Below are 12986 nucleotides of genomic sequence, written 5' to 3'. Positions count from 1 at the left end.
CGGTCCGTTCGGGTGGTGTTGGTTGACGTTGGTCTACACTACAAAAATTGTTCGCAGTATTGAAAATTCGTTCAACGCGAAACAGTTTTTGGTAGCTACGGCACTCACGAATCAATCAAACAGAAAGTCGTTTTTTCGCATGGCTGGTAAACAATATGTCGTTGTCGGTGGTAGTCATGGGATCGGTTTGGGAATCGTCAAACGGTTGATTTCGAAGGGCGATCAAGTGCTCGTGATTTCGCGGACCTGCGATCAACTTGCGGGCTTGGATGGCGTGTTGCACCTACCCGTCGATGTGACCACTGACGAAATCGCTGCAAGCCAATTGCCGGCATCGATTGACGGTCTGGCATATTGTCCTGGCTCAATCAATTTGGGGCCGTTTCGTGGTCTGAAGCCGGCGGCGATGCTAGATGATTTTCAATTGAACGTGGTCGGCGGTGTAAAGTGTTTGCAGGCGGCGCTAGTGGGGTTGAAGGCGGCCGAAAAATCGTCGATCGTTTTCTTCAGCACGGTGGCGGTGGCACAGGGCTTGCCGATGCATTCCTCGATCGCTGCATCCAAAGGTGCGGTCGAAGCCCTGACGCGAACGTTAGCCGTCGAGTTGGCCCCAAAGATTCGAGTCAACTGCATTGCTCCGGCGCTGACCGATACGCCGCTCGCAGCAAAGTTCTTGGGCAATGACGAGAAGCGTAACGCGATGGCGGACCGATATCCCCTGAAGCGAATCGGAACGGTTGATGACATAGCCGCTGCGGCTGAGTTTTTGCTCGGAGATCAATCCGGCTGGATGACCGGTCAAGTGATGGGGGTCGACGGAGGCATGTCGACGCTGCGAAATTGACGCGGAATCACCTTGAATTTTTCTTGCTGAATGGATTTTGAAACAGATGCGGTCATTGGTTTGGTTTCGTCGCGATCTTCGCGTCACCGATAATTCGGCGCTCGCCCACGCAGCGGAGCGATCGACCGATGGCGTTGTTGGGCTGTTCATCCTGACGCCTGGCCAGTGGCGTCTTCATGATGATGCCGACGCGAAGGTTCACTTCTGGCTACAGAATCTTCAGTCGCTCTCGCAGTCACTGGCGGCGCTCAATATTCCGCTTCGTGTTGTTTCGTGCGACAAGTTTGATCAAGTACCCAAGCTGGTATGCCAGTCTGTTTCTCAGTTTGGCTGCGGGGACGTTTATTTTAATGCAGAGTACGAAGTCAACGAGCGCAGTCGCGATGCCCAAGTGACCGATGCACTGCAGAGTCAATCGATCCAAGTGCACGCGTCGGATGACCGAGTCATTGTGCGGCCTGGGAAAATCAAAACTAAGGAAGATCGTCCCTACCAAGTCTTCACGCCGTATCGGCGAGTTTGGGACACTTTGGCGTGCGATGACATGACGCCGCTTGCGATTCCGCCAAAGCAGCCCAAGGTTGATTTGAAGGCATCGAAGATCCCAACCGAGTTAGCGGGATTTGATTTTTCAGCTGCTCGGCCAGATCTGTGGCCGGCAGGCGAAGCCGAAGTGGATAAGCGATTGGCAAAGTTCAAGGCGAAAATCGGATCATACGGCACTGATCGGGATATTCCGTCGATCAGCGGCACCAGCCAGTTGTCGCCCTATTTGGCCGCGGGAGTCGTTTCGCCACGGCAATGTTTGGCGGTGGCGATCGGCCGCCGTAATGGATCGTTCACGATTCCCAGTGCAACTGGTCCGGCAACGTGGGTCTCTGAACTTACGTGGCGTGACTTTTACACCGACGTCATGGTAAACGCACCTCGCGTGTCGATGCACCAACCGTTCAAACGAAGTACCAACAAGATCCGGTGGCGAGACGATCCCGACGACTTTGCAGCATGGTGCGAAGGTCGCACTGGGTACCCGATCGTTGATGCGGGAATGCGGCAACTGAATCAAACCGGTTGGATGCACAATCGGTTGCGAATGGTCACCGCGATGTTCTTGACCAAGCACCTTTTGATCGATTGGCGATGGGGCGAGAAGTACTTCATGCAAAAATTGATCGACGGAGATTTGGCGGCCAATAACGGCGGCTGGCAATGGTCTGCGTCGACGGGAACGGATTCGGTACCTTACTTCCGTATTTTCAATCCGTTTAGTCAGAGCAAGCGATTCGATCCCGATGGAAAGTACATCACCCGGTTCTGTCCTGAGTTAGGCAACGTACCAGCCAAAGCACTGCACGATTCGAAGAAATTGGCAGATTCGGTAGGCGACCCAACGATGAACTATCCGCAGTGCATCGTCGATCACAAGTTTGCACGCCAACGTGCACTGGACGAATTCAAGCGTATTGGCGATGCCCACTAATCCCACCGTAAACACACAGAAAACTGAAATGGCAATCGCAACCCTTCTTCTGCAAGTTGCTTCGACGCTGGCGATGGTGGGACTGATTTGGTTTGTCCAGGTCGTGCACTATCCACTTTTCTCGAGAGTTGGGCAAAGCGAATTCAAGCGATACGAGACGGATCACCAGCGACTGACGACGTGGGTTGTGATGCCACTGATGCTGACCGAAATTGCAACTGCGGTGTTGTTGATCTGGTATCGCCCGATGGGTGTCGGGTCGATTGCGATTTGGTTGGGGATTGGACTTGTCGCAGCGATTTGGTTAATCACTTTTACCGTTCAGGTTCCTCAGCATGCAATTTTAACGGCGTCGTTTGACGCCGAGACGCATCGAAAGTTGGTTACGGGAAATTGGTTGCGAACGGTGCTTTGGACCGTCCGCGGGGTATTGGTGCTTTGGATGGTCTGCCCTAAGACTTGACTACTTCGTGGCGAGTCTGGGGCTTCGCAGCCTCAGTCGTTTCTCAGTAAGAGCTTTCACCGACTAGATTCCTGCGGAGCCGACTGCGGCTGATCGGCTGCTGTCGTGTGCTTGCGGGATCGACCCGTTGTGGACTCGCAGAGTTGGGATCAAAGCAACTGATCCCGCCCTTCAGACCTGGAAGGTAGTCGCTATTCGAATTGCGATGCTCCAGCGTGAAGGTCATTCCGCCACGGGGGAGTCGTTCGGTCTCGCTGGCTGACAACTGCAACCGCCAGTTTCCGTCGGGCCCCAAAGTGCAACGTTCTGGATCTGTGATTTCCATCACCACCGAACGGTCGACGACCTGGCTATAGACCCTGAACCGCGAGTCTTGTCCGGACCAGTCGACCGGGCTCTGACTTGCACTGTCAAAGATTTCGTAAGTGACGTCGCACGCCTGCCCTGCTTGGACTCGGATATGGGCGTAGGTTTGCTGTAAGCGGGTTGGCAATCGTCTTGCATGAATGGTCATGGAACAAAAATTCCGAAAGGAGGGAATAGCCTCGGCTTGATTCGGTGTGCACTTTGCCGCCACTTGCCACACCAGAACTCCTAACCAATTAGCAATGCGTGTGCCGGACGCAGGGACAGGCAGTGTCCACGGTCGTTAGTGCGGTTAACGTCACGCTAGCGGCACTTTTGCGGACTCATCAACGATTTTAGAAGTACCGCGTCTGGTCGGTGATGCCTGCCGATGCTGCTTGTTTGCTGTGCTGCGTGCCCGGTTCCTGTGCAGGATGCTTGCGTGGATTCCGATCGCCAAAGCTTGGCGAATTCTTGGCTTTTCTGTTGCCGTGCCCGGTTTCTGTTGCCGAGCAATTGGCCGGGCGTGTGCAAGTGAAGCTGGTTTGAGAAAAGCTGGCTTGTCGGAACAGAAAACTGATCTGCGCAATCGGAAGTACGGGGCGTGCATTGGCGCTTGCGGGTACCGAAGGTTGAAAATACGTTGAGTAAGCTTGGTTTCGCTTGTCCCCCTTCGCTTCGCATGATTCGGGTTAACTCATGATTGCTTGTCGTGTTTGTCATCGATGTTGGTTTTCTGTGGTCGTGCTTTGGGTTGTCTCGATCTTGGGTGGTGAGTTCTTGATGGCGGCTGATGCCGAGGTCACTGCGTACTACGGCTACGAGCACTGCATTCGGCTGAGTAACTCGTCGACAACGGTGACGCTTTGTCCCGAGGCTGGCGGTCGTGTGCTTGAGTATTCGCTCGATGGAGTCAACGTGCTCTTTTTGCCTGCGGGCGACGAAGGATGGACCTACAGGGAAGGTGTGGGGAAAATGCCGATGAATGCCGGGCGGTTTGACATCGGGCCCGAGAAGATGGTCAAGCGCGGCTTCGTTCTTTGGGCTGGTCCTTGGATCGGCGAAGTTACTGGTCCGCGTTCCGCCAAGATGACGAGCGAGTTTGACCCCGTATCAGGTGTTCGATTGATTCGTGACTTCTGGCTCAGCGCTACAACTTCGCAACTGACGTGCACGCAGACGATCGTGAATGAATCGGATCATCCAGTCAGTCTTTGTCATTGGAGTCGCACATTTGCGATTGGTGGCGGGATTGCCGTCGTGCCACGATTACCGCTTGGTCGATTCCCCAACGGATACGTTCGGTACGAGAACGGAAACGTGCTAACGATCGTACCAGAGGATCCGAATATCGACGTTTCAGATCGAGCGGTGGTGGTTCGCGATGTGCCAGCGAAGCCAAAGCTGGGTTTCGATTCGCACGCCGGATGGCTCGCTTATTTGGTGCCCAACGACCATATGTTCGTCAAACGTTTTGCGACGTTCCCGGACCGGTCATACAACGAGTTTGCATCGTTAACGATTTCGATTTGGTACCCGGAAAAAGATATGGTGGAACTCGAGCCAATTGGTCCTGCCGAGAATTTGGCACCCGGCCAAGCAGCGAGTTTTTCGGAAGAGTGGTGGTTGCTGCCGCACACTTTTCCCGCTGAAAATCGCCAGGTCGATTTCGACGTCATTCAAAAACTTGTCATTGAAAAGACGACGCCATGATTAAATGATGGGCATCGTGTTTCACGCGTTGACACGGGTCGCAATCATGTTGACCTAACGCAAAATTTGTGCGTGATGGCAACCAACTCGGCTGCGTTTCACATCCGTCGGTGGGAGCATGTGACCAAAGTACTCGGGAAAAGTTGTCCAATTGTTGCAATCAGACTCGGCTGAATACCGATTATTCGACTATACGATCAGTTACTCGGCTTGAAAGCTGCGGATGCGAGAATACGCACACAAGCAACTCATAAATTTTCTGGGAACTCTGTTTGTCGTCGTCACGACAGGGTTCGTCGGCTCAGTAGGATGCGCCGAAGAATTAGGATTGCTGGTTTCAACGTCAGCAGACGCAGCGGATGCTCGTTTGCCAGCAGCGCTGAGCCGAATTGATCAGTTGGAACAGATGGTGGCCGAACTGCAGCAAGATTCCGAGCTGCGTCTTGTTGAATCTGCGTTGAGTTCGGACTCATCCACCCATCGTCCGACTCACTATTCGACTTATGACGCGGGGTGGACGCTTCGCCCGTACGATTCCGACGAGACGCCTTTCGAGTTGACCGTCGGGCTGCACCAGCAATTTCGATACACCGGTTTTGATCGTGATCAGGCAACATCGGTCGACGCCGCGGGCATCGTTCGCGAGATTCCAAACCGGAATGATTTCGACATCAATCGTGGACGCCTCGTGTTCTCAGGGTATGCGTTTGACGAAGATCTTCGGTTCTATGCGAACGTCGATTACAGCACCGTTGCGAGCAATCCGATCCAGCTATTGTTGGGATGGACTTCGTTTCGCATCAACGATCGACTTGCCATTTACATGGGGCTTGGAAAATTGCCCGGAACTTGGGAATGGACTGAGACGTCTCGATACACATTGGGCGCGGACCGAACGATGGCGACGACGTTCTTTCGGCCATCCATCACGGCTGGGGTTTGGGCGATTGGCAAGCTGACCGATGACATTTCGTACCACGCGCTGGTGGGAAATGGATTCAACACGCTATCGCTGCGTGCTTCGGAACTAGACACTCAGTTTGCATATTCGTTTCTTTCGTGGTGGGAACCGCGAGGTGACTTTGGGTCTGGGTTCTCGGACATCGAAAGTCATCAGCAACTAGCCGCGCGCGTGGGTCACGGGCTTACGTACACTCGCAACGACAGCAGCATTGACGCACAAGCGGGGGCGGAACAAACCGTGATTCGTTTGAGTGACGGGACGCGTTTGAACGAGCCGGGTGCACTCGAGCCTGGGGTCAGCGTGAACGCGTTCGATCTTTGGCTTTATTCGATTCACATGGGAACCAAATGGCGCGGGCTCAGTTTTAGCTCAGAAGTGTTTTTGCGTTGGTTACGCAACATCGAAGGTACTGCCGGTGAATCGCTTCCGTCCCAGTTTGATCACGGTTTCTTTGTCCAAGGCGGCGCGTTTATCATTCCCGAACAGCTAGAGTGTTTCGCTCGAGGATCACAAGTGTTTGGCAACCAAGGTCGCGGTGACGAGGTCTCCGCTGGTTTGAATTGGTACCTCTTTAATCAGCGATCGGCACGCTTCACGTTTGACGTAACGTCGATCGGTGACTCGCCTGCACAGCAGTCTCGAACAGGCTACGTTGCCGGCGCAAGCGGGACGCTCTTGCGAGCACAGCTTTGGACATTCTTTTAGGAAGTTGCCCAAAGCAGTGTGGGTCGGCTCGGAACCCGAACCGACGATTGGGGCTGCCCATCTTTAGAATCCTGGGGGGGGCTGGGGGGCGCTGCGTTTGCAGCACCCATGCCGGCGGCCATCATCATGGCTTGTTGGACCATTCCCATGGCGGCTTGATCAAATTCCCGTTGGTTGGTGGCGGCCAGCAGGCTGTCGAGAGCTGCGCCCACAGGGACAGAAACGGTTTCCAGCAACGCCGCGGTTTGCACCTGACTCGCTGGGCTCATGACTTTCTCGAACTCAGTCGCCGACTCTTTTGCTTTTTGAACCAGATTGTCTTTGTTGGCGATCAACAGGTCGACAAACTCACTTGGCAACCAACGTCCGTCGTGAAGGACTACCTCAACGGTTTCGGTCTCGCCGTTTTGTTTTGGTGCGGTGATTGTCCCAGTGTTTGCACTGGTTTGTTCGATGACCACTTGGTCGAGTAGTCCGTCAATCGAACCGGTTGGTGCGAGCGGCAGCAGTCCTGTTGCGTGCGCGCCTAGGCGTGGCAAGTGGTAGTTGGCAAGTTCGGTGAAAGTGGTCTCGGGAATCGATTCAAAACCCTTAGAAAGCGACATCCACTCGTACATCAATCCAACACCTGGATCATATCCTTGCTGAAGCATCGGCAGAACGCCCGGTGGCACGCTAGCGAGTAACGACGAACCAAACACGAAGTCCTTTTTCGTGGTTAGAACTTCCAACAACTTTGCGGTCATCTTTTCCATTGCGGCATTTTGGTCAGCGTAGTTTTCCAACATCGGCCGATACAGATCACGGAACTCTTGGCTGTCGAGTTCTGTTCGCACATCGTCAGGTAGGCAGTACCAAAGCACTTCCAGGTGCCCGTTCATCACCTGTGCTTTCATGTAGTCGAATTGCTGTTGCAGTTTTGGGTTGATAGGAAACGGATCCATCTGACCAATGTCGGGCGCTGAGGGAGCGACAATGTTTGCGAATCGATTGGCTGGTTGATAGCGGGATCCGCCTGACTCAGAGTTGGTCGCCAAATTGGTCGGCGACTTCGAACCGCCTGACTTGGCTTGCTCGTACAACTCTTTGGCTCTTGCACGGCTTGCTTCGCTGAGTCGATTGATCGGAACTGCAATTGTTTGTCCGTTGGCTTTACGCAGCACGACACTGCTGCCATCGACGCGTTCATATTCAGCATCAATTTTGAAACTTCCGGTCGTATCAATCCAGATTTCAGCCTGCGCCGGCAAAGCCAAACCGAAACCGGCAAGCAGCGGTATGACAAGCATTCGAAGATAGGCGGCGTGACCGATGTTGGTATTTCGCATGGATTGGCTTTCGGATTCAGGTGGGAGGCAAAATAGCCCGTCGATGTCGCGCGTGACAGCTTATCGGGTTTTAAGTGTGTTCGATTTTAGAGGCTGAATCCAGCATTATTTGGGGCGCAGGTTCCGTTGAGTTTTCCAAATCTGCGGCTCGGATCCTTGGGTATCTGATGTTCACTAGTTAGGGTTGCAGGTACATTTTGCGGACCTGAATTGCCGCGTTAGGCTCGTCGTTGGACATTGTGTTGTTATAGGCAAGGTATAGTTTGGGTCCCGGGCGTCAGTGGTACTTGACGCATGTTTTTATCTTTCGATCCGGGCGAAAATGGTTACGTTTTGTCAATAGATCGCAGAGTCCAATATGTCCAAAACGAATCCGTGTCAGTTCAGCGATGCGTTTGCGCGGTTGCGGGCCGTTGTTGCAATCACGCTGTTGGGTTCTTCCATTGTGGCGGCCGATGATGGCACCGAGGTCGCTTGGAAGAAGCATCTTGTGATGGATCGGGGGCACTGCAACACGGCGGTCGCGATCGACGCAAATTCCGACGGACTGATGGACGTGGTTTGCAGCTTTGGTGGAACGGTCAGTTTGTTTCTTGCGCCGAATTGGAATGAAGTGCATGTATTGCATCGGTTTGCGAATCGAAAGCAAACATGCATCCACAGCACCGTGATCGACGTTGACGGGGATGGCGACTTGGACTGGGCCGGCGCGGTTGCATCTGAACATCCGTTTTGGCTCGAAAACCCCGGTCGTTCGGTCAACGTCACCACGTCAGATGATTGGAAGAGTGGTGTGAAGAGGGGTTACGACGTCGATTCATTTTGGCAGAGTCGGACGATTGATCCGCAAATCACGGGTATCCATTGTTTGACGCGAAGTGACATCGACAACGATGGTCGTGATGATTTGGTGATCAACAATTTTGAACCCGACCGAGGCATCGGTGACTCGATCGCGTGGTTGTCGATTCCGATCGATCCGGCGACGGCTCCCCATTGGGATCGACATGTCTTTGCCGATAAGGACGCCCGCGGTGGCAGCCATTACATGGGTGTCGGCGACATTGACGGAGATGGATGGAAAGAAATCGCAGTGGGAGCAAAGGGGCTGCCATTCACGGATGGGAATTGGTTCGCCTATTGGAAGAACCCTGGCAAGGATAAAGTGGACGGCGTCTGGGAGAAGGTGATTCTTGCCGAGGATCAAACTGCCGCTACCAACATCTCGCCTGCGGACGTCAACGGCGACGGCAAAGTCGATTGGTTGGCATCGCGAGGTCATGGCAACGGCGTGATCTGGTTCGAGAATCCAAGTTGGAAAATTCATACCATTGATCCCGAAATTGAATTTCCACACAGCTTGACCGTCGCAGATCACGATCAGGATGGCGACATCGATGCCGCCGTTTGCGGCTTTGGAAGCGAGCTATTGATGTGGTACGAAAACGATGGCAGCGGTTCATTCACGCATCACACGCTCGATCGCAACCAACAAAGTTATCACCTCAGCAGCGTGGACATGGATGGCGACGGAGACTTGGATTTGCTCAACGCAGGCCGCGGCACTGCAAACGTGGCTTGGTACGAGAACCCGAATCGTCCGGCAAAGTGAGTATTGGATACCAACGGTTCGTTTCGAGGGCCTGTCAATCGCCCGAGCGAGCGGAATTGTGTCTTGCCCCCTCTTTCGGAATTTCGGTAGCCTCGTTTAGTCGCCCCGGGCGTTGTGTCACCCAATTCCAAACAGCGAGCTGATATCGATGTTCTGTGTCCATTGTGGAGCCGATGGAGCGGCAAAGTTCTGTTCAGCATGTGGTAAGAACCAGAGCCCGGCTTCGCTGAGCGGTGATCCCGGGGGGATCTTTTCGAGTGATGATCAATTGCTCGTGGAAAACGAGATTGTCGAAGCGGTTCTCGTCGATGAATCTGCGGATTGGACAAATTCGATTCACTATCAAACCGTGCTTGACCATCCAGTCGCGCGAGCGAGAATCGCAGCCTCTGCAAAGATCGCGAAGCCTGGTGTCACTGGCGAAGATTTGCTTGAAGTCTTCGATGCGGTCTCGCCCATCGGGTTCTCGCTAGGCAAGTTCACCAAGGCGATTCTTCCGATCTACGACAAGCTGGGAATCAAAATGGATCGGCAAACGCAAGGCGTGTTTGATACCAGTCCAGGACGTTTGATGTTGGCCGTTTTGTGCACGATTGCATCGAAGGCGTGGGTGATTGATGAAGTTCATCAATCGATCGACCAGTGTTCGCTGAGCACAGAGCTTCCCTCGGGTTTGATCACCAATCGCGGGCGTCTGCATGTGTTGATCGAGGCCTGTGATGGCTATTGCCGAATCACATTCAACGCGACGATCTCTGGTCAATTGTATGATTGGGGGAAATCGAATCGGTTGATGAGCGACATGTTCAGCGACATTTGCGCCGACCTTACCGATCAACAATCTGGCCAGCGTCCACAGTATCGACGAATCGCATAGTCAGTACCGATAAGCGTAGTCAGTACCGATAAGTCGTTGCGATTGAGATCGCACCACTGATGCCTGCCGCAAAATCACAGCGGCTGCACTGGCGTTCTTTCGTCGCCTGCTTTGCTTGCCGCCAACCAAGCTGTTTCCGGAACTCTTCGGCCCGATTTGACGAACCGGAATTTGGTCTCTTGGAATCGATCCACCCGGTCGAGTCGTTTGCCGTGGCTAAATAATCGGCCATCAAAGGAGAAGTAGGCTTCGAAGTCTTGCTGCAAAAAGATGGAGTTTCGACGGCCGGGGCCGAAAAAGTTCAAGGAAATTTGAAATTGGTTTGGTAAAGCACTCAACTGACGGAACTTACAAGGGAGCAATTTTTTGACGGCGAGCAACCTTCATGACGACTCGAGACGAACAGTACGACGACTTTGTATCCCTTCTGGGGCACTGCGAGCATCGCGTTCGCCGTTTCGTCCGGTCGTTGATGGTTGGGGCAGAGGGCATCGATGACGTGATGCAGGATGTTTCGCTGGAGTGCTGGCGAAAGTTCGAATCGTTTTCATATGCTGCGGAATCGGCGGACCCAGGCGACTCGCGGCATGAGGCCTTCATTCGGTGGGCTTGTGTGATCGCTCGATTCAAAGTGCTCAGCCGGGTGCGTGATGCTTCGCGAGAACGTTTGGTGTTTAGCGATGAACTAGTGGAGTTGCTTGCCGAGGATTCCAGTTCGTGGGCGGCGAAGGAGTCGCCACGGCAAGCGGCGTTGACTCAGTGTTTAAGTAAATTGAGTCAGGACGACCGGCGTTTGTTGCTAAGCGTACATGCGACGGGGGATTCAGTAGCGGGGATTGCCAAACAAATGGGAGTCGAAGCAAGACGTTTGTACAGTCGTGTTAACGCGTTGCGATCGGCGATGTTGAAGTGTGTTCAATCGCAGTTGGCGAGTCAGTAGTCTTATGAATCGAAAATTGCAGGAACAGATCTTCGCCTCGCTTGATGGCACTATCGGGCTCGAGGACTTTGCGTCAATGCAGCAATCGCTGATTCAAAGTGCCGAAGCACGGGCGTTGTACCTTGAGAGTGTTGAACTCTATGAATCGCTTGGCGAGACCGGTTGGCCGGGCGTTGGTACCGTCACCCCAACAGTAGCGGTTCAAGCCGTTTCCCGTCGTCAGGACTTTCCGGCGTGGTTTGCGGTGGCGGCCGTTTTGGTTGCGGTGTGTTCGCTCGCTGCGTTTGCGATTGGACGCCGGTCCTCAGGCGAATCGATTGCCCAGCGACCTGTTCAGCGACCGGCCCAGCAATTTGCTGGCCCTGTGTCCGCAAACGATGTTGAAACGATGGTTGCTGGCCATGCTAGTTTGCGTCGGGTTCTAAACGTCCGCTGGTCGGATGGTGCGGCTTCTTACCGGTCGGGGGACTTGATTCCTGCGGGCACCTTTTCAATCGACAGCGGTGTCGTCGAAATGGACTTTTTCTGTGGTGCCTCTCTTGTCGTGGAAGGGCCTGCGGAACTAAATGTCACGTCCGATTGGGAGCTGACATGTGTGTCGGGGCGACTGCGTGCGTCGGTTCCTCCTGCTGCTCGCGGGTTTGTGGTGCATGCTGCCGATTCTAAAATCATTGATCTGGGCACCGAGTTTTCGCTGTCCGTCACGAGCAACAATGCACGAGTCCGGGTGATTGATGGGGAAGTTGAAATTCATCAGTCGGCCCATGATCCGAAGCGATTGACAACTGGCGAAGACCAGTGGCTGGACGGACAAAAGGATGCATCGGAGGACGAATCGTCGATAGCCACGTCCGAGGAACTGCGGAGCCAACAGTCGCAGCTTCAGCGTCAGAAGTTATCGAGTTGGCAAGTTGCGTTTGATTCGCTTCGTAAAGACAAGCGTTTGATTGCCTACTACCCATTCGAACACGATTTGGGTGACGCGACTGGTTCGTCGCGTTTGGTAACCAACGCGGCAGTCGCGGGCTCGGCTGGTGACGGCACTTTGGTCGGTCCCGTCGTTGCATCAGTCGGGCGTTTCGGCGAGGGGTCGACCGGATTGGAATTCGATCGACCGGCCGCTCGAGTTCGCACGCGGCTTGATGGGACGTTCTTGGCTTTTACGTTCGCCGCCTGGGTTCGGATCGATGACCTTTCGCATCGGTACAATGCATTGTTTATGGGCGATGGCTACGAGAACGGCGAGCCGCATTGGCAAATTCGCAATGACGGCAAGCTGATGTTGTCGGTGATGGTTGACGACACGAAAGAGTTTTCGCATTTCAGCGAAGATGAGCAGCAGGTCGTTCAAGCGGCCGGTTTGCACCACGTTTACTTTACCGAGCCGTTTTGGGATATCACCAAAAGCGGTCAGTGGTTTCATCTTGCTTCGGTTTATGACCCGGTGGGCCGCCGGGTCGATCAGTATGTCAACGGCGTACGCATCGGCAGTGAGACGATCAAGGACGAGTTCTACACCGATACCTTACGAATTGGCCCAGCGGAGATCGGCAACTGGGGCCAACCATTTCGAAAGACGCCAGAGTTTGCTGTCCGTAACCTGGATGGCACGATTGATGAGTTGGGGATTTACAACGCTGCACTCACGGAAAGCGAAATCAAATCGCTTTACGACCAGGGAAAACCGCTTGGGTACTAGCGCTCGTCAATACTCA

At 53.9% G+C, this 12986-nt stretch carries 11 protein-coding genes; 9 read left to right on the top strand and 2 right to left on the bottom strand.

Annotated elements, in window-relative coordinates:
• Positions 1–139 precede the first annotated feature (139 nt).
• From Poly59_RS02705 to Poly59_RS02695, 3 genes are read left to right on the top strand one after another with little or no spacing between them, the layout of a single operon-like run.
• Positions 140–844, top strand: a complete 705-nt coding sequence (locus tag Poly59_RS02705) for an SDR family NAD(P)-dependent oxidoreductase (protein WP_146532510.1) — start codon at positions 140–142, stop codon at positions 842–844.
• Positions 845–890: 46 nt separating this feature from the next.
• The gene (phrB, locus tag Poly59_RS02700) at positions 891–2324 is read left to right on the top strand and encodes a deoxyribodipyrimidine photo-lyase (protein WP_146532509.1); all 1434 of its coding nucleotides are present in this window, start codon (positions 891–893) and stop codon (positions 2322–2324) included.
• Between the two features lie 28 nt (positions 2325–2352).
• A complete protein-coding gene (locus tag Poly59_RS02695) occupies positions 2353–2787 on the top strand; it encodes a hypothetical protein (RefSeq protein ID WP_146532508.1) in 435 nt (144 codons plus the stop codon).
• 43 nt (positions 2788–2830) lie between these two features.
• Here the strand turns inward: Poly59_RS02695 and Poly59_RS02690 are convergent, their stop codons facing one another.
• Complete coding sequence (locus Poly59_RS02690; protein WP_186775975.1) at positions 2831–3301, bottom strand: hypothetical protein; 471 nt, start codon at positions 3299–3301, stop codon at positions 2831–2833.
• Between the two features lie 575 nt (positions 3302–3876).
• Between Poly59_RS02690 and Poly59_RS02685 the strand changes: the two genes are divergently transcribed.
• Complete coding sequence (locus tag Poly59_RS02685) at positions 3877–4845, top strand: DUF4380 domain-containing protein (protein WP_246151329.1); 969 nt, start codon at positions 3877–3879, stop codon at positions 4843–4845.
• Between the two features lie 223 nt (positions 4846–5068).
• Entirely contained in the window at positions 5069–6514 is a 1446-nt protein-coding gene (locus Poly59_RS02680; RefSeq protein ID WP_246151328.1) for a porin, read from the top strand.
• On the opposite strand, the gene Poly59_RS02675 is transcribed toward Poly59_RS02680, so the two are convergent.
• The gene (locus Poly59_RS02675; protein ID WP_246151327.1) at positions 6511–7842 is read right to left on the bottom strand and encodes an SHD1 domain-containing protein; all 1332 of its coding nucleotides are present in this window, start codon (positions 7840–7842) and stop codon (positions 6511–6513) included. The genes Poly59_RS02680 and Poly59_RS02675 overlap by 4 nt on opposite strands.
• 358 nt (positions 7843–8200) lie before the next feature.
• Here Poly59_RS02675 and Poly59_RS02670 point away from each other — a divergent pair, with 358 nt between their 5' ends.
• The 4 genes from Poly59_RS02670 to Poly59_RS02655 all read left to right on the top strand — a co-directional run bounded on the left by Poly59_RS02670 (position 8201) and on the right by Poly59_RS02655 (position 12970).
• A complete protein-coding gene (locus Poly59_RS02670; protein WP_222436030.1) occupies positions 8201–9454 on the top strand; it encodes an FG-GAP repeat domain-containing protein in 1254 nt (417 codons plus the stop codon).
• 148 nt (positions 9455–9602) lie between these two features.
• Positions 9603–10331: a hypothetical protein gene (locus tag Poly59_RS02665; protein WP_146532507.1), complete on the top strand. Its 729-nt coding sequence runs from the start codon at positions 9603–9605 to the stop codon at positions 10329–10331.
• Between the two features lie 385 nt (positions 10332–10716).
• Positions 10717–11271 (top strand): sigma-70 family RNA polymerase sigma factor, encoded by a 555-nt coding sequence (locus Poly59_RS02660; RefSeq protein WP_146532506.1) that lies wholly within the window; start codon positions 10717–10719, stop codon positions 11269–11271.
• 4 nt (positions 11272–11275) lie between these two features.
• Positions 11276–12970, top strand: a complete 1695-nt coding sequence (locus Poly59_RS02655; protein WP_146532505.1) for a LamG-like jellyroll fold domain-containing protein — start codon at positions 11276–11278, stop codon at positions 12968–12970.
• Positions 12971–12986: the final 16 nt, after the last annotated feature.

Origin of the sequence: Rubripirellula reticaptiva (assembly GCF_007860175.1) — a bacterium.
GTDB lineage: Bacteria > Planctomycetota > Planctomycetia > Pirellulales > Pirellulaceae > Rubripirellula > Rubripirellula reticaptiva.
This window is presented reverse-complemented; position numbering and strand designations above follow the sequence as displayed.